Annotated in this window: 9 protein-coding genes and 1 tRNA gene; 1 reads left to right on the forward strand and 9 read right to left on the reverse strand. The window is 69.9% G+C overall.

Going from position 1 to position 17,939, the window contains the following annotated elements:
- Positions 1 to 222 precede the first annotated feature (222 nt).
- Positions 223 to 311: transfer RNA gene (locus ACA361_RS37385), tRNA-Leu, on the forward strand.
- A gap of 265 nt (positions 312 to 576) precedes the next feature.
- Here ACA361_RS37385 and ACA361_RS37390 read toward each other — a convergent pair.
- The 9 genes from ACA361_RS37390 to ACA361_RS37430 form a co-directional block, all read right to left on the reverse strand.
- Positions 577 to 2,721, reverse strand: a complete 2,145-nt coding sequence (locus ACA361_RS37390) for a hypothetical protein (protein WP_375019852.1) — start codon at positions 2,719 to 2,721, stop codon at positions 577 to 579.
- A gap of 1 nt (position 2,722) precedes the next feature.
- On the reverse strand, positions 2,723 to 5,035 hold the full coding sequence (locus tag ACA361_RS37395; RefSeq protein ID WP_375019853.1) for a hypothetical protein: 2,313 nt from the start codon (positions 5,033 to 5,035) through the stop codon (positions 2,723 to 2,725).
- A 40-nt stretch (positions 5,036 to 5,075) separates the two neighbouring features.
- The gene (locus ACA361_RS37400) at positions 5,076 to 6,620 is read right to left on the reverse strand and encodes a hypothetical protein (protein WP_375019854.1); all 1,545 of its coding nucleotides are present in this window, start codon (positions 6,618 to 6,620) and stop codon (positions 5,076 to 5,078) included.
- Entirely contained in the window at positions 6,598 to 10,092 is a 3,495-nt protein-coding gene (locus ACA361_RS37405; RefSeq protein ID WP_375019855.1) for a DEAD/DEAH box helicase, read from the reverse strand. The genes ACA361_RS37400 and ACA361_RS37405 overlap by 23 nt, the downstream gene beginning before the upstream one ends.
- Positions 10,089 to 11,441: a hypothetical protein gene (locus tag ACA361_RS37410; RefSeq protein ID WP_375019856.1), complete on the reverse strand. Its 1,353-nt coding sequence runs from the start codon at positions 11,439 to 11,441 to the stop codon at positions 10,089 to 10,091. Before ACA361_RS37410 ends, ACA361_RS37405 begins: the two co-directional genes overlap by 4 nt.
- Before the next feature lie 24 nt (positions 11,442 to 11,465).
- On the reverse strand, positions 11,466 to 12,086 hold the full coding sequence (locus ACA361_RS37415; RefSeq protein ID WP_375019857.1) for a VWA domain-containing protein: 621 nt from the start codon (positions 12,084 to 12,086) through the stop codon (positions 11,466 to 11,468).
- A gap of 851 nt (positions 12,087 to 12,937) precedes the next feature.
- Positions 12,938 to 13,765: a TIGR03619 family F420-dependent LLM class oxidoreductase gene (locus ACA361_RS37420; protein WP_375019858.1), complete on the reverse strand. Its 828-nt coding sequence runs from the start codon at positions 13,763 to 13,765 to the stop codon at positions 12,938 to 12,940.
- Positions 13,766 to 13,801: 36 nt separating this feature from the next.
- Positions 13,802 to 14,620, reverse strand: coding sequence for an NmrA family NAD(P)-binding protein (locus ACA361_RS37425; protein ID WP_375019859.1), 819 nt, complete (start codon positions 14,618 to 14,620; stop codon positions 13,802 to 13,804).
- Positions 14,621 to 14,764: 144 nt separating this feature from the next.
- Positions 14,765 to 17,518 carry a hypothetical protein gene (locus tag ACA361_RS37430; RefSeq protein ID WP_375019860.1) on the reverse strand — a complete coding sequence of 918 codons (2,754 nt, stop codon included), beginning with the start codon at positions 17,516 to 17,518 and terminating at the stop codon, positions 14,765 to 14,767.
- Between the last annotated feature and the right edge of the window lie 421 nt (positions 17,519 to 17,939).

The following is a 17,939-nucleotide window of genomic DNA, read 5'->3' on the forward strand; positions in this document are numbered from 1 at the left end:
TCCCGGCCACGTACTCGGCGGCGACCCGTTCCCCCGGCCCCGAGTGGTCGCCCGGGTTGCTGGTGTCGATCCTGATCAGTTCCTGGCAGAGCTGGACGACCTCGTCCACGATGATCACCTTCGCGCCGACGCTGCGTACCAGACCATCGTGCCCCTCCGGCGACGTCGCCGCGACTCCGGACCTTTGGTAAGGTGAAGCCCGCCGCAGCAGAACTGCGGCATGTCCGGGTGGCGGAATAGGCAGACGCGCTAGCTTGAGGTGCTAGTGCCCTTTACGGGGCATGGGGGTTCAAGTCCCCCCTCGGACACCAGCCAGTGGTACACGTGGAGGCCAGGCACCAGCCGGGCCTCCACTAGTCGTTTCTGGGGGCAGTAGGTCATACGCAGGCCCCGCTGCTTGTAGGCCCCGGCCTTGTCGGCGACGCCAGCGGACAAGGTCGCCTCCGGCGTCGAGTGCGGGCGGGTACTGGGCTATTCGCCGGTCGCAGTCGGCCGGTTGTTCGCGCAGGGACGCAACGGCCCCGCTGGCAAGTCGATGATCTGATCGCTCATCGGCAGAACCTTGACGCCGCATCGTTACCCACCGCTGTCTCCGACACAGCGTTTGCATCGCAGGTCCTTAGCCCCTTGCGCCTCGTTACACTCGCCACAGTGCGGGCAGTATGCGACCGCACTCCTGATCCAGCATCGGGCGCTGAGGGCCTCACTACCGAACCGGTGGTCTAGAACGTCCCCGTCGAACTCCGCATGGTCCCCGCCATCAGCGTCCTGACTCTTCCCGTTGAGAACCGGGAAACGGCGAGCGCACGAACCACAGCGCCTCAATTCCCAACTTGCCTTGCATACGTCGCATCTGCTGCGGAACGTACCGTTGCCTCGTGGCTGGAAGGTCCGGGACGGAGCGCCGGAAGCCGTCCGGCACAGGGGGCACCTTGCGAGCGCCTCCAGGCTTTGTTCCGCGGCCGTCAGTTCGTCCCGCAACCGGTTGATCAGGTCGGCGTTGTCACCGCGCTGCATGAAGTTGGCGGCTCGATGACCGAGTGTTCCAACCCGGCGTTGCACTGCGACCATCTCATGGGGTGCAGGCGGTCTCACCATGGAGAGACCGCCCTCGTTCGCGACGATCCAGTTCGTCCCGTCGGCGATGGCGTCCGCATAACCACTGGGGCACTCGATACGAGCCGGGTAACTCGCGAACAGGTGCTCGGCGAGGGCCCAGCGAAGACTCCGCGCCAAGCGCGTCACGCTGTCGATTTCCATGGGCGACACAGGGAGGAGCGGCAGTGCTCGGCTACCGGAGGGGGCAGGTGCCTCACATCCCTGAAACGCCATAAGGCGGATACGCAGTGGTAGCTTCTCACGCTCTTCGCGTTGCCCGGGGTAGACAAGCAGTGTGCGGGCGGTCGTCGTACTTGCGGAGGCGAGTGCCTCGATCTCCTGCGAGGTCCGCTTCGGCTGCTCAGATGCGGTGAGCGCGTGCGCTATAGGAACAACACGCAGGACGGTGTTGCCGCCACAGTGGAGCACGAAGACGCCCGTCCTCTCCCACTGAAGACCGATGGTCTCGGGATACCAGCCGACACAGCGGGCTTCTCCACCCGGCTCGAAGGAACCCTCGAGGACCAGGCCCAGCTGGGCCAGCGCGTGTATGAGGAGCAGGCCGGTGTAGCTCGTGAACGATTCACACCACTCGTGGGTCCTGTCGTTGGCCGGCCTCCTTCCGCCCTTGGCCGAAGCCCATGCCCGCCATAGTCCGGCGGCTCGCCGGTACCTATCGTCGTTCGTGAACACGTTGGTACTGCGCAGAACGGCACCGACGTCGGCGCGACGGTGGACTCCTGGAAGAATCGTCGGCCCGCGGAGCTCGACCAGGACGTTGCGCAGTCCCTCCAGGTCCTCCCGCAGTTGCCTGGCTCTGATCCGTCGACCGCCGTGCTCGACCAGCCCCTCGATGAGGAAGAACATGTACCGGCTCACTCGCCAAGGGCGTCCGCTCGCGTCCTGGGCGTAGGTGCTCACATCATCGAGCATGGCCTCGATCCGTCCGACCTCGGCCAGCCGTCCCTGCACATGGTCCCAAAGATGATCGACCAGCCTGGCGAGCACCCGGTTCTCGTAGAAATCCAGATCGGTCTCGCGCGCGGGGTCGAGGAGGCGTCCCGGGCGGATGCCGTTGGGACGCAGCGCCGCCCAGTCTTCGCTACGGGCGGTGAGCCGGGTTATGGCGGCCGGAGTGATGCGCCGTGCCTGCGACGCCGGTACCAGCCGGTTGACCGCCCGCAATCTGGTCACGGGAAGATGGCATGCCGCACGCAGGTGCGGGAGGCAGCGTTCAATCGTCTCGTCGATGTGGCGGGCGCGGAGCCGTGCGTCCATGTCGGCCCCGCCCATCAGCGGAGTCTCCGACAGCCACTCCTTCGCGGGGGCGCCCTGCGCGACAAGCGAGTCAAGCCTTCTGCCGATGGCCGTGACGATGTAGGACGTGATGTCGTCGGGCATGGCGTAATGCCCGAAGTCGCCCTCGTAGCGATGGTGGCGGGCCTCGTCCCACAGCGTCCACGAACCGTCCGCGGCAAGGTACCAGCCCGGGTGCACGACCGTCCCGTTCAAGGAGAGAGGGCGGTCTCCAGGCGCGAAGAACAACCTGCCGAGGGACATGTGCCCGTCCGGCGGCCGCTCCACCTCGCGCCCCGCGAGCCGGTCCCAAAGCCGCACCGGCATGTCAGACGCCTCTCCGCAGATGAATCTCCTCGTCAAGCCGCTCCAGTGATTTCTCCGGCTCGGTGCCGAACGGCTTCCAGAGCCGAGGGAGGTCATCTCTGAGCCCCTGAATGAGATCGAACGGAATCTCGAACCGGCCGCGCAGCTTGCGCAGGACGCGGGTCGCGAAAGCATGGTCCGCGGCCATTCCCTCGCTCCCTCCCGCCGCGCACACGACCGGAACGAAAGCCTCCAGGTAATTCACGGTCCGAGATCCGGACGAAAGCCGGAAGTCGCGATCGAGGCGGTCTCGCAACTCACCGTCCAGGAAGGCGAACACGTTCTGCCCGGCCTGCGCATACTCGTCGCGGGCGTGTCGAAAGGCCCTTTCGAGGGCGCTGAGCGACATCGGGGTCGGGAGCGGTGCGGCCGTTGCGGGCTCGAACCTCTCGGGGCGGGCAGGGAGTTCCAGCACGTGCGAACGATCGTAGGTCTTGTCGGCGAACGCCATCGTCGTCTCATCGTGATTGGCGGTGCCGACGAACCACACGTTCGGCGGGATCACGAGCTTGCGGCCGTCCACGAGCCGCCGAGGGGCCGGCTGGACTTCGGTCGTCATGAGCTCCAGAGCGGGCAGGTCGCCGTTCGGTCGCTCCGTCTGCCCGATCTGGTACAGGACCTCGCTGAAGTACTGCTCCGGATGCGACAGGTTCATTTCGTCCAGGACGATGAAGAAGGGACGGTCGGCATAAGCGGGGCAGCCGGCCTGGTAGAGCGCTTGGGTGAAAGGCGTCTCGTAGAACCTGCGTTCGAAGGCGTTGAAGTACCCGACGAGGTCCTGAGGGGTACGCCAGTCGGCGCTCACCGGAACGAGTGCGGCCTCCGCCTGGAGGGCCTTGGCGAAGACGACCGGCAGCTGGGTCTTACCGATGCCGCTGATCCCCTGGAGGAGGTGCAGCCGCGACGCGGCCAGCCCGCCGAGGAACAGGGCGAGATCCTGCTCGGCGTAGAACATGCCGTATTGCTGAGCGACATAGTCTCGAAGCCAACGAACGAAGTCGTGCAGCGACCGAACGGGCCCGAAGAGGTCGTCCCGCTTCTCGTTGTAACGCGTGTCCATCGCTTGGCATTCAGGAAAGGGTGACTCTCCTTCCTTGCGTGCCGTCAGGTCCTGGATGTCCTGGTGCAGTTCCTGGACCCGTACGCGGTAGGCCTCGACCGAGGCCTCCATTGCCTCTTTGGTGACTTTGAGCCGTTCGAGTTCGAGGGCGGTGATGTGATGGCCGGAGAGCTGGCGCTGCAGCTGCTCGTTGTTCGCGATGAGGACCGCGCGCTCCTCCCGCCAGCCGTCCGCCGCTTCCTGCAGCGTGGCAAGCCGCTCGGTCACGTCCTCGGGCACCTGCCGTTGGAGCCGGAGCCGCGCGTTCTGCTCGCGTAGCTCTTCGAGTTCCTTCAGTACCTCGTCGGGCGACCTGTGCCCGAAGGCCCGGTCGATGCGGTTCCGCTCGGCGCGCTCGTGCTCCATGTCAGCGGCGTGGTCCTGCAGGGCCCTGCAGCGCTGTTCCAACTCCTTGCAACGAAGCTCTGCCCGCTCCACGGCTGCGGCGACGGCGTGCTCTATACGCTCGTTCAGCAGCGCACGCGCATCGGCCAGGTCCTCGTCCCGGGCGTCCAGTTCGACCCGGAGTGCCCGCAGGCGTGCCCGTTCCTCGGTCAGACCCGCTGACCGGTCGTCCAGCTCCCGGCGTTGCGCCTCAAGGTCGGCGCTCAACGTGGCCCGGGTGCGCGCATGCTCTTCCGCCAGCTCGCGCTGCCGGGTCTCAACGTCGCGCCGCGCACTCTCCAGCGCACTTCTGGCATCGGCGAGCGCGGTCTCCTTCGCCCGTTCCCTGGCAACGGCGAGCTTGCGCTCCTCATCGAGAAGCCGTTCTTCCCGCTCGTCGAGTTCGCCGCTCCGCTGCTGGACGAGGTCCCGCTGAGCGGCCAACTCCCGGGTGTCCTTCTCGATCTCCAGGAGCCGCTCGGCGGCCTCCTTGGTCTTGCGATCCAGCATGTGCTGCTTTTCCGCCACACGCTCGGCGGCCTGCCGGAACAAGGCCACGGCCTCAGCGGCTTCCTGCCATTGGGCGGTGACCGCCTTCGCATCCGCACCGTCCGCCGGCGGTTCCGCGGGCGCGGGCAGAGCCTCCTCGCCTCCGATCGCTGCCACCGCCTCGGCTCGTCGCGCCGCGGCCTCCTCCGCGGCCGCCTTCTGGTTCACCGGCTTGGCGGTGGGGGGCTTGGTCTGGCGCTGTGGCGTCTGTCTACGCGCCTGGCCGGCGCGCTTCTTCGGCATGGTGAAGTTCTCGCCCTTCCTCGAAGCGGAATGGATCTCGTCAGTGCGGGGTGATGAGTTCCGGCACGGCCAGGGCTGCGATGTCGCGGCACCATTTCGCGTCCTCGGCGGCGGAGGGGTCCCGGCCTCCATGCGAAGCGCGGTTGCGCAGTGTTCCGAGCTCGGCGAGCGCACTCAGCAGATCGGGACGCTCTGCCGCCAGCCGGTACAGGGGATGCTCCGCGTTCCTGTGCGCCGCCACCAGGGCCAGGGCTCCAGCCTCCTGCAAGTACAGTTCCCTTTTCGCCGCTCGGAACTTCAGGGCGGCCTTGTGGAGATTCTGGTCGAAGAGCCGAGGGACCTTCTGGAAACCGACGCCGTGTGCAGCCGTTTCGATGGCGGACCTATTGAGCTGATCGGTCGACGCGGCCGTCTCGACCGAGTCGGCCGACACGGGAAAGCTTCGCGCCATGCGGCGGAAGAGTTCCTCGTGCAGCCGATGCGTCGCGTGCACGACGCGTTCCAGTGCCCCGGGCTGGTCGCCCAGCATGACGGCGAGGTCCACCTCGGTCATCAGGTCGAGAGCGTCCTCGTCACCGCGGATGTCCGTGCCGAACTCGGCGACGAGCAACGCCTCTACATGTGCGCGCGCGTCCGTGTCCGCCTGACGGTAGGCGCGCTCAGCGTTCTCCGCCTTCTCATGGGTCGCGCTGCGGACTCGTGCCGCGAGGGCCTCGTCGCCGCGCACCCACCGGCCCAGAAGCTCGCCGAACATCGCGCTGCTCCCCACACCGAAGGGGTCGTGCGCGACCAGCTCTCCAGCGTCGCCGACCTCGGTGAAACCGACGAGCAGGACGGGCTCGGGGTCATCGATGAAAGCGATCCGTTTCAGATTCGGTGGCACTTCCCCGTCCGGCCCCGGTCGGGCCCCCGCCGTCTCACCCGGCTGCGCCACAGGCGTCAGGCCCTGGCTGCGCTCGAACCGGCGCACCCGCTCGGCCTCCCTCGCGTCGCGGTCCAGCCGGGCGACCTCGATGATCTGTTCGGGGCCGGGCCGACCGGGCACGGCGGCTCCCGGCTCCGCGTCGGCCATGTCGACGATCACGGCCTCGATGTGGTCCGGACGGCCTGTGGTGCCGAGTTGGAGCCCGGCCCTGCCGGGAGCCCGCCAGGTCACGTGCGCGTCGATGAGACGTTCGGCGGTGCGCGGCCACAGGTCCCCGCCGACCTCGGGTGACTGGAAGACGTAGCGCACCGACCAGGTGGTCTCTTCGGCGACGCTGCCCGTGCGAAGGGCCCGCCGGCCCTCCTCGGTCAGCTCCCCTTTCGGGTCGAGCAGCCGGTGGTGAACGGCCTGGTCGATGATGTGCGCGCACAGCCGCACATGCAGGTTGATCCGGGCCGCGATCAGCTCCGGCTCGCGGATGCCGGCATGGCAGAGACCCAGCACGACGCGTTCGAACAGGTCAAGTCCGCGGCGAGGCAGGATGGGTGCGGTCACGCGATGCGCCCACGCCGGAAAGATCACGCAGATGCGCTCGTCGCGGTGGTCCGGCACCGGGCATAGCTGGACGATCCGCGCGCTACGGGGAAAGGACGGTGCCATGCTCACCTCCTGAACGACACAGCCGGAGGAACTCGGCCAGCGGCTCGATCTGTGCGGGTATCGCGGTTCCTTCGAACATCGCCGCATCGCCCACGGTCACGAGCAGGCGTTTCTGCCGGCTCATCGCCACGCAGAGCCGGTTGCGCAGGGTGAGGTGCCCGTAGCGGCGTCGCACCCAGCGGTCGTGGGCCGGAGTGCCTGCGGCCGGCGGATCGGTCGGAGGGGACGACCTCGTCGTGGACAGGAACACCACGTCGAACTCCTTGCCCTGGAAGGCGTCGACGCTTCCGACGTGCAGCCGATCCAGGCGGCGGCCCTCGGCGTCGTACTGGAGTTCCTTGATCGGCTCATAGCCCTGATCGGTACGGCGGGCCAGCTCACGCGCCGCCAGTTCCCGCCAGATCTCGTCCACCTGGTCGGAGTAGAACGAGATGACGCCGAAGGTGCTGTCCGGCGCCGCCGGCAGGAGCCTCTCAAGCTGGTCGGCGATGATCCGCGCCTCGGCCCGCCGCCGTTTACTGCGCTTCCCGGACTCTGTGCCCCGGCCGTGCGGAACGTCGATCCACGCTGCGTGGACGCCCTCGTAGCCAGGCAGAGCGTGTGCGAACTCCTCGTCCGGGCGCGGCGATTCAAGTATCCCGCCATAGAAACAGCGGCTCACAAAGGCCCCGAGAGTCCGGTGCATTCGGAACTGCGTGTTGAGGGTGACCACGCGTTCCACCGGGGCGCCAGGTGCTCTCAGGCTCTCGAACAGGCGCTGGAACAGGCTCTCGCGGAGCTTGCCCTGCGTGCCCGAGCCGAGCTGCTCCACCTGTCGCTCGACCTCGGGCTCCAGCATGTGCGGCAACTGGTTGTGGTCGCCTACGAGGATGATGCGCTTACCCGCGTGGATCAGCGGGATCATGAGATCGAGCGGATTCGCGCGGGCCGCCTCATCGATGATCACAGTGTCGAAGACGACGTCCTCGATCCGCTCCTCCTGCTTGGCCCCCGCCACGCTCGGGGACGCGGCCTGCTGGCAAGTGGTCGCGTAGGAGGCGGTGTAAGCCCGAAGAGTCCACTCAACGGCCACCGGGTCGCCGCGCAGCCCTTCGAGGTAGTCGAGCATGGCCAGTTGGGGCCCGCTCTCACCGGAGTCCCGCACCTGCTCGCCGAGCTCTTCGGCGATCTCGGCGAGCAGGCTCTCCACATCGGGGTCCGCGGCGAGGGGGGCCACCGGCCCGTTCACCGACAGGAGCGTTTCCAGCAACCGGTCACGCGCCGCCGCCAGCTCATCAAGGAACGGGACAGGTTCGTCGGCATCCCACGATGCCGCCCTGGTCAGCAATTCCAGGTCGGCCGAGTGGTTCGTGTCCTGCCCGCGCAGCGGGCGGATCCGGCGCAGCGCCTTGGCCGCCGCCGCGGGCCCGTCGTCGGCGAACGATTCCGCGAGGGTCCGTACGCCGCGCAGCGCCCGGACCGCCAGCTCCCGGTCGTCGTCGAGGTCGAACGGGACGGGCTCGGACGCGCTCTCCAACCGCCACCGTGTGCGCCGCAGCCGGTCACCGAGTTCGGCCGGGAGCACCTCTACCGCGAGGTCCTCGATGTCTTTGAGCAGGCGCGCGGTTTCCACCGGCGAAGTCGGTGTGAGCAGATAGGCGGCCGCCCTGGCGGTCACCGTCCGCAACAGGCTGAGCGCCTGCCCGTAGGAGTCGGCGTTGACCTCCTCGGTGAGCCAGTCGATCGTCTCCTGCAACCATCGGTCCGTCTGCACGGTCGTGCCGCGGCCGGTGCGGTCCACCCTGTTGGCCGGGAGCCCGAAGACCTTCGAGCGCTCGACGAGTTCGTCTACCGCGGCATGTTGGAAACTGGTGAGCAGGATGCTGCCGCGCAGGCGCGCGTACCCGCGGCCCTCCTCGGCGAGGCGAGCCTGCAGGGCGGTGATCACCTGCGTCTTCCCCGTGCCCGGCGGGCCCTGGATCACCGCGATGTCGGGCGTGTTCAACGCCACCTCCAGCGCCCGCTCCTGCATCGGAGTGGGCTCGCCGCCCCGGAAGCACTCGCGGGCCGCAACGGAGAGCGGCTTGATCTTCTTCGCGGGCACGTCCGCGCTGACCGTCTTGCCCTCGAACAGCGCCAGCAGATTCGGAATCCTGGTCCCATCGGAGAGGATGCGGTCGAAGGCATCCTTGCGCCGCTGCATCTGGCGCCGATCACCGCGGAACGATCGGTAGAGAAAGCCATGGGGAGGAGGCGCGGCCATACGGTCTCGCCCCACTCCGGAGACGCGCCGCCGCCCCAGATCCACCAACTTGAGGTCGATCGTGCCCGCGGCGGTGTCGGTCCCGATGACCGTCCCGCTGACCACGCCCTTGCCGAGACTGTCGTTGATCAACGCCCACGCCGACGCATCTTCGTCGTCCGCCGCGGTGAGTGCCCTGGGCAGGTTCTGCGCCGCCTCCAGTTCCAGGGTCTCCCGCGCGTCGAGGCTGCGCCGAGCTCGCTCAGTCAGCGTCAGGTCCTGGTCGTCAAGGTGGGGCGGGTGGTCGAGCCGGAACCGGTACACGCCGTCACCAAGCGACTCGCGCTCGATGTATCGGCCGAACCCGAGATCACGGACCTGCCGCCGGACGAACTGGGTTTCCAGCCGGTTGTACTCATGCCACATGGCCAGGAAGCCCTGGCCGGTGGCCAGCCGGCCGAGCTGATGCTTCATCTCGGCGTGCAGCTCCCCGGCGGCCGATATGTCGGTGAACGTCAGATGACATTCGGTCAGCCGCAGCGGCCCCTGCCCGTCCTTGGCACCGGAGCGCAGCACGCGATGCAGCACGAGCCGGTCCCCGTCCGTCCGGACGTCCCCGACGAACCTTCCTCCGTGAATCCGGTAACCGGTCAGGGCACCGGGTCTGCTCATGCCGATCGACACGACGAGACGAGAGGGCGCCTCCGTCCCCGCGTCCGCCCTCGGGGGCAGCAGCAGGTGGTCGGTGAGCCACCGTAGGATTTCGTCCGGCCTGTCCTTGAGCTTCGGTTCCCACTTCCCGACCGTGTCCATGACCCCGTCGCCCACACCGACGGACTGCGGGGCTATCGGTTCCGCCCGTTCGTAGGTGTACAGCCCCAGGCCGATGCGAGGGCGAAAGCCTCGCCCTCCGTGGCTCCTCTCCCGCGTTGACAGGACGGCGATGCGGGAGCGATTCGACATGGCCCGTGTAAGGCGTTCGCGGTCCTGCTCGCCTTCCGGGGTGACCCTGCCTCGGATGGTCCCGTCGATACTGGCGACCACACCGCCCGCCGGCGTCTTGGTCAGAATGACCTCATGCCAGCCTCCATCAAGGTCGTTGACGGCATCGGGAGCGCCCAGCCACGTCAGCCAGACGAAGTCCGCACTCCCGGGCGGCGGTTCGCGGACGGTACCGTGCTCGGCCCTTGCCGGGGCACGCTCTCGTCTGCGGGACCCGGACGCCCTGTTGCCACGACCTGGCGCGCTCATGTCCGAGCTCCCTTCCCGAGCAGGCGGAACCGCAGCACTCGATGGAGCTGTGACCGGTGACCGAAGTGCAGATCCCATTCCGGGACGGCTTCGTACAGCGGAACGGCCAGGTCGCTACCAGGGTCCACGACACGCGGAGTACCACCGGCGCGCCGCCTGAGCCACAGCGCTTCGCTACTTCTGTTGCGCACCGCCAACCTGTTTCCCGGGTCCCACCACAACCAGGCGACGGGACGGTTCTGGTCGGTGTCGGGTGTCGGCCGGGCGGCGCGTGCGGCCACGCACAGCCACTCGTTCGGCGGAATCGCGAGGCCCTCACGAGCCGGGGTGTACGTCTCCTCTCCGGGGACGGCGATATGCATCCAGCCCAGCAACTGCCGAGGTGCCCCGGCACCGCACCATGGGCAGGTGCCGGCTCCTGCGATGAACGTCTGCCCGCACTGCCCGCATGGGAAGGTGAAGTCCGCGGCGGTCTGGAGCTTGGTACGCCACTCGGCGACCGTCGACCGTTCGACCGGGTCCGATCGCCCGGGGCCGAAGGTCCGCTCCGCCAGCGCTCGAAGCCCGGGAGTGAGAACGGCTCGTCTGGACAGCCCGTAGCTCGACCGGTTGCGTTCGTCGCCGGGGTCGTCGATCCAGGGCAGCTCGCCCGCGAACGCCCGCTCCTCATCCTCCGGCTCGCCGTTCTGCACGTCGTCGCCGAGGAAGGGATGCACCAGCGCCAGTGTCTCGAAGGCGATGACCGCGAAGGCGTAGGCGTCACTGAGGCTCGAGATGCCCATGCGGCCCGTGCTCACCTCGGGCGCGCCGTATCCGGGTGTCGCGTACGACTCGTCAGGGACCACAGACTCGGCCTCGAGATTGTCGACATCGATCAACCAGACCTGCGACTGTTCAGCGGACGCCGAGATCATCATGTTCTCCGGCGACGGATCACCATAGACGATGCCGCGGGCGTGTAGCGCGGCCAGAACGTCCGCCGCCCTTGCCAGCATCCGGAGCCGACGGCGCAGGCCGCCCGTCTCCCCGTACCAGTCCACGAGGTCCGTGCGTGGAGGCGGGTTGGCGAGGGTGCGCAAAGCGATCATGTCGCCGAGGAGCTCCATTGTGTAACCCACGTCCGGCTCGGCGAGCATGGCCAGTGGCCTGGACACCGAGAGCCCTTCGAGGTCGAGCCGTCGCACGGTCCGGAGCCGGTGCTGCAGCCGCTCCGCTGTTCGCCTGGTGCGAGCCTTGAGAATCTTGACCGCGACGCGTTCGCCTGCCGCCCACACTTCGCCCTGGCCACCGGTGCCCAGCAGGCGCGTCAACTGGAGCGGCCGCCCGTGATCGTCCTTCACCACACGCATTGCGCCGACGTCTCCGTCCGTCTCTCAGCCCAGCAGATCCTCAAGTTCGTCGAAGGACATGTGGGAGGTGTCGTTGGGACGGTTGCTGCGGACTCTCGCGGTAACGCTCATGGTGACCCAAGAGAAGTACCGGGACAGCAGGTGGGCCTCGTCTGCACGGACCGGCTGAATCGCGGGGTCGTTGATGAAGGCCCGCAGGACGCCGAACGCGTCCTCGTCCATGTCCTGCCCGACGCCGACCGCCAGCCGCACGGTCTTGCCTCCGCGCGGCGAAGCCAGCAGCCGCTCCAAAGGGCCCTGCCACTCGTCGTTGGGCAGCCCGTCGGACACCAGCACCAGGGTCGGGGTGAACGCCCGCCGGGAGATCACGTTCTCGTCCGCCAGCAGGCCGTTCACCAGGTCGAGCGCCTCACCCAGCGGAGTGCGCCCGCAGGGGAGCATGTCCTTCCAGACGACCTCAGTGGCCGGAGTGGGTGCTTGGTGGAGATTCACTCCGCCACCGAAGGTGACCACGCCGACCGTGATCTCCCCGCGAACGGTGTCCTCGTCGGCGAACGACCTGATCATTGTGGCTATGCTGCGGTTGAGGACGTCGATCTTTCCCGCCTCCGCCATGCTTCCGCTGACGTCGGCCAGGACGAGCACGGGCAGGGGGCGAGGCGGAGGTGCGGAAGGCCGCGGCATGGAGGGGTCGGGCATGACACTTCCTCTCTGGATCGCATGAGCGAAACGTTCCAGGATCGGGGGTATCGCGCCTTCCGTCAAGGGATATCGAGAGAAGTACAGCTCTGCGGCAAGCGGTAGCGCAGATGAAAAAGACTCCATCGGGAGGGTGTTGGGCACACTCTGGCAACGGCCCACTCCCTGGATGCCCGGATTAATCAGCTCATCCGGCAGCTATTCCGTGCCCGCCGATCAATGCGCGAAGGCAGGAAACTCTAGCAGAAAATGGGCACCTCTCCGGGCTCTCCAAGAGACAAGGACACTCCCGCTACCGCACCATCCAGCCCTGTGCAGCACGCTCGGTGACCGCATTCCACGGCATCCGCACCACATACTTACCGGCTCTACGCTCATGCCGAGCGCTCCCGCCAAGGATTCACAAGTACGATTCATCGGATTCAATCCAAAGGCGGCCACAGAAAGCAAAGCAGCCGCAGGGTGTTAACTCGTTCCACACGGCACTGGCGCTCCACACCAACTTTTCGGCACCGCTGCCATCTGGCGCCGATCACGTTCGCTTGCCCCCGCGGAGTCGGTCGAGGGCGTTGAGCCAGCACATGGGTGCGGGCCATGTGGTGTCGGGGCATGTCGTCCCTCGACCCCAAGACCATGTAAGGCGCCGGGTATCCGACGCTGCGCTTTGCTGTTTCCCGACCATGAGCATGCGGCGGTCCCTTCATGGCCGCTGGTCAGACCATGGTCTGACCAGCTCCCCTCCGAGTTGTGCCCTTGCTCAACCGGTGAACCCTGTCGCCCTCGCAGGCAGGTCGGGTTTATAGAGCTTCGCGGAAGGTGGCGAGTTTGCGCTGGTCGTCTTCGGGGGGCGCGGCGCGTCCGGGGGTGCCCGGGTAGGTGTCGAGGAGCAGGTGGGTGGCGCCCAGCGCGGCGAACTCCTCGGCCTGCCGCAGCGCCTCGTCCACGCCGTCCAGCCGGATGCGGGGCGCCAGCGCCGGTACCGGGCGCCCCGCCTCGTCCGCGGCCCTGCGCAGGGCGGGGAGCCCTTCGGTACGGAGCCGTTCCGGGGTGACGTTGATCGGATGCCAGGCGTCGCCGAACCGGGCCACCCGCCGCAGCGCCCCGGGCGCCTGCCCGCCGATCCACAGGGGCGGGTGCGGCCTCTGGACGGGGTGCGGCCGCGGGTCGATCGTCTCGCCGCCGTAGGAGACCGCGTCCTGCGTCCAGGAGCGCAGGATCACGTCCAGGTACTCGTCGGCCAGCGCGCCGCGCCGCTCGTACGGGACGTCCAGCGCCGCGTACTCCCGCCTCGCCCAGCCGACGCCCACTCCGAAGATCAGCCGTCCGCCGCTGAGCCGGTCGAGGTTGGCGGTCACCCGCGCGAGCTGCAGCGGATGTCGGTACGGCAGGACGGCGACCGTCGTGCCCAGCGCGATCCGCTCCGTCTTCGCGGCCAGCCACGCCAGCGCGGTGAACGGGTCGTAGAACGGCGCCGGGTACTGCTCGGCGACATCGGGCGTGACCGCGACATGGTCGGAGATCATCGCGAAGTCGAACCCCGCCTCTTCGGCGAACCGGGCCCAGCCGGCCAGCGCTTCCGGGGTCGCGTGCGCGCCGAAGTTGAGGATGTTGACACCGAGCTTCATGGTCGGTTTCAACGTCCCGGTGACCGCGCGTAGTTCCTAGCGGAAGGCTCCGGCGTTCTCGCGCGCCCATTCCGCGAACGTCCGGGCGGGGCGGCCGAGGAGGCGTTCGACGGCGGGCGACACCGTGTACGCCTCCTGGGGCGGGTCGGCGTACCAGCCGACGACGTGGTCGATGGCCTCCTGCGACGCGCCCGCCCGGCGCATCCGCTCGCGCGCCTGCTCCTCGGTCAGTTCCTCGAAGCGGATGGCGCGGCCGAGGGCTTCGCTCAGGACCGCCAGCTTCCCCGGCATGTCCAGGATCTCGGGGCCGGTCAGGACGTACTCGCGGCCGGCGTGGCCGTCACCCGTCAGCGTCCTGGCGGCCACGGCGCCGATGTCGGCCTCATGGATCATGGCGCTGCGGGTGGCGCCGAACGGCTCGCGCACCACGCCCTCGTCCCGGACGGAATCGGCCCACAGGAGGGCGTTGGACATGAACTCCTGCGGCTGGAGGGTCGTCCACGGCAGCCCCTCGGCCGCCACGGCCTCCTCGACCGGGCCCGGCTCGCCGCTCCACAGCATCGTCACCCGCCGGACGCCCGCCTTGGCCGCCAGCCGCGCGATCTCCGGGCCGGTGCGCAACGCGGCCCCGTTCCCGCCGTCAAAGGTGATCAGGTGGACGGCCGTCACACCGTCCAGCGCGGCCGCCAGGCTGTCGGGCACCGCGAGATCACCGGCCGCGATCTGCACGCCCTCGGGCAGGCGGGCGCGCGCAGGATCGCGGGTCAGCGCGCGCACCTTGTGGCCGTCGCTGAGCAGTTCCCTGACCACATGGCGTCCGACGTTCCCGGTGGCTCCGGTGACAAGGATGGTCATGGCGTTCCTTCCGCAGTGGGGTAACGCCATGACGCTAGGACCTCAAGATTACTTGAGGTCAACGCCCGTCCGCGCGGCGCGGAGCGCGCGAGGCCCGCGCCGTGCGGCGCGGGCCTCGGCGTCTCGGCGTCTCGGCGTGTGGGATCAGACCCGCTTGGACGGGTCCCCGCCGCCTCCGCCGGCGGGCGGGTCGGCGTCGAGCTTGTTGAGCTTGCCGGGCCCGGGGTCGGGCGCGGGGCCCGCACCGCTGGGCGGCCCGCCGCTGCCGGGGGCGGGGTTGCCGGACGGAGCGCCGCCGCCGCTGGGCACGGGAGCCGGCGGCCCGCCGCTCGGCGCGCCGCCGGGCGAACCGCCGCCCGAAGGGCCGCCGTCGTTGTGCGAGTCGTAATCTCCGTTGTCGCGGTTGCGCTGCTGCTTCCTGGACTGCGACTCGCGGCCGCTGTTGCCGTAGTCCTGGTCGACGGTGTTGGAACTGGTGCCCTGCCGGCCGTACGACTTGGGCTCGTCGTCGTCGAGGAGGCTGCCCACCTTGCCCTTGGTGACCTTGCCCGACTTGATCCGCGACCGCGGCTCTCTCTTGCCGTCGTCCTCGTCGCGTTCCTGCTTCGGTGCGGTCCTGGGAGCCGAGGCCGGCGGCCGGTCGCGCAGCAGGAGATCCAGGTTCCCGCCCTCCTCGCCGATCCGGTAGCTGTAGAGCGCGTACCGGTCGTCGGGGTTCATTCCGACCTCCGGCTCGGGCCAGTGGAGATCCATGAGGTACTTCCTCAACTCGGGGTTGAAGTAGTCGTTGAGGAACTCCTTGTCCTCGACCCCGAAGAAGTCCCTGACGTCCCGGCTGAGGCGCCCCGCCCAGTCCATGCCCTCGAACCGCTCGTACTCGGCGAGGTACCGGCCCGCGGCAGCCTTGTCGTGCGTCAGCCGGTCGACCAGCCAGGCCATGTTCTTGGCGAGCAACTGCCTGTAGAGGACGTCCAGGCCCTGGGCGGCGACGTCCGTGGCGATGTTGCCCTTGCTGAGGGGACCGCGGCCACCCGGCGTCGCCCCGGGCACGTTGCCGGGCGTGAACCTGGGCTGCTGCGGGACGACCGAAGGCCGCCCCGTCGCCCAGGCGCCGTCCGGCGGTGCCGACCGCGGCGCGGCAGGCGGACTCCCGGGCCCGGAACCAGGACCGGGGACCGGCGCCCGGCCGGGGCCGTTCGGCGCGACCTGCGGACGGCCGGGCCCCTGCTGTCCGGCGGGCGGACGCTCCGCCGCCCCACCAGACGGCCCCGGTCGCACGGGCGGAGGCCCGCTCGGCCTGGCCGGCCCCGGCGCCGCCCCGCCCGACCCGCCGGCCTGGCCACCCCATCCGCCGTTCGGGCCCCGCCCGCCAGGCGCAAGCCCGGCCCGGCCGGGCGCACTGCTCGCGTTCCCCCCGTACCCGGCCCGCCAATCAGGCGCGACACCGGCACGGCCAGGTGCGCTGCGCGGGTTGCTCCCCTGCCCCGTCCGACCGTCAGGCACGACACCGGCGCGGCCGGGGACGCCGCGCGCGTTACCCCCTTGACCGGTCTGGCCGCTTGGCGCGGCACCGGCGCGGCCGCGGGCGCTGCGTGCGTTATCCCCTTGACCGGTCTGGCTGGTCGGCGCGACGCCGGCGCGGCCTGGGGCGCTGCGCGGGTTGCTCCCCTGGCCCGTCCGACCGTCAGGCGCGGCACCGGCGCGGGCGGGGGCGCTGCGTGCGTTGTCCCCGTATCCGGCTCGGCCGGTCGGTGTGGTGGGGGCGTTGCTTGCGTTGCCGCGCCGGCCGTCCGTCGCCGAGCCGGTCGGCCTCGCGCCGGTACGGCCGGGGGTGGGGCGCGCGTCGCCGCGCCAGCCGTACCTGGTGCGGTCGGTCGGGGAGGCGCCGTTGCGGCCGGTCGTGGGGGCGGTGCCGCGCGCGTTGCCGCGCCATCCGTCGTCCGCGAAGGGCTGCCGGACGTTGCCGGGGCGCGGCACCATCGGGACGGGACGGTCCGGGCCCGCCGCGACGGGGGTGGTGCCGAGCCGGGGCCACGCGCCGCGGCCGCCGCCGGGGAGCGGCCCGCCCCGGACGGAACCGAGCCCGCCGCGGCGTCCCTCACCGGCCTGCCAGCCGTAGCCCCGCGACCACGAGGACCGGTCGAGCTTGTCCGCCTTGTCGACGGTCTTGAGGACGTTCAGGTTGGCCTGGGTCAGGCGGGCGTTCGCCACGCTGCGCGCGGCCGGGTTCCCGGCGCGGTCCACCGCCGCTTGGGCTGCGTCCAGGCGTGCCCAGGCCCTGGGCAGCGCCGACCTGATCCGGGCGATGTGCGCTCGGCGGGCCTGGTCGAGGGCGCGGTTGGCCGCGACCAGTTCGCGCTGCGCCATCTGCCTGGCCCACGGGCTCCTGTCCTGCGCTCGGATCACCTCTCGCCGGGCGTCGGCGACGCGCGTCTCGGCCCGCGCCAGGGCGGTCTTCCAACTCGTCTCCGTCATGGATTTGTAGAGCTCCCCGGACGCCGCGGCGACCCTCGCCGCGTTCCCGGCGTTGGGGTTGAGCGTGTAGGCGCGCAGCGCCGCTTCCAGGGCGGCGGCCTTGTCACCGGCCACGAACACCGGGTTCGACGCCGCCCGGAGCTGGAGCAGGTGCCACCACTGCTTCATCGGGCCGAGCGTTCTCGGTGCGCGGCTCAGCGGCGGGGGCGGGGGCAGCGAGGGCCGGCTCCCGGCCGGCGGGGACCGGCGCAGCAGCGGCTCGGTGGCCTGCGCGGGGCGGGCGAGGGGGCCGGGGTTCCGCGGCGCACCGGACGCGCGGGCGTCGCCGTTGCCGGGGCCGGACGGGCTCGTCCGGCCCGGGCCGGGGACCACGGGCACGCCGGCGATCGGGAGGACCGGGGGCGCCGGGGTGGTCGGGGCCACGGGACGGCGAACGGGAGGCACGAGAGGTACCGGATTGTCGGGTCTGTCTGTCTCCGGGCCCTTCCGCTCGGTGGGTTCGGGAGCGCGCCGTTCAGGGGCGGGACGTTCGGGGGCGGGCCGCCGGGGGCGCGTTCGTTCCTGGGTGCGCGGCGCCGGGCGGCTCTCCGGCGCCGAACGGGAGCCGGGCGGCGAGGAGTCGCGCTCCGGTGACCGGCCGCGCGGCGCGGCCGGACGCTCGGCCCGGGGCCGGGCCGGCGGTTTCAGCTTCTTCGGGAGCCAGTGATGCGGGTCGCAGTACTCCGCCGGGAACCAGGGTTGTCCCTGGCAGCCGGGCTTCGGGGCGGCATGCGCGTCCTCGGCGGTGAACGCGTCATGGACCAAGCCGCCGAAAACGGCGAACGACAGGCCCCCCACGGAGGTG

Source organism: Actinomadura sp. 21ATH (assembly GCF_041951345.1).
In the GTDB taxonomy this organism is placed as follows: Bacteria; Actinomycetota; Actinomycetes; order Streptosporangiales; family Streptosporangiaceae; genus Spirillospora.

Coding starts and splice junctions, on each gene's coding strand:
- ACA361_RS37410 (WP_375019856.1), bottom strand. CDS start 11,441: ATGCGTGTGGTGAAGGACGATCACGGGCGGCCGCTCCAGTTGACGCGC.
- ACA361_RS37405 (WP_375019855.1), bottom strand. CDS start 10,092: ATGAGCGCGCCAGGTCGTGGCAACAGGGCGTCCGGGTCCCGCAGACGA.
- ACA361_RS37425 (WP_375019859.1), bottom strand. CDS start 14,620: ATGACCATCCTTGTCACCGGAGCCACCGGGAACGTCGGACGCCATGTG.
- ACA361_RS37390 (WP_375019852.1), bottom strand. CDS start 2,721: ATGCCGGTGCGGCTTTGGGACCGGCTCGCGGGGCGCGAGGTGGAGCGG.
- ACA361_RS37400 (WP_375019854.1), bottom strand. CDS start 6,620: ATGGCACCGTCCTTTCCCCGTAGCGCGCGGATCGTCCAGCTATGCCCG.
- ACA361_RS37395 (WP_375019853.1), bottom strand. CDS start 5,035: ATGCCGAAGAAGCGCGCCGGCCAGGCGCGTAGACAGACGCCACAGCGC.
- ACA361_RS37420 (WP_375019858.1), bottom strand. CDS start 13,765: ATGAAGCTCGGTGTCAACATCCTCAACTTCGGCGCGCACGCGACCCCG.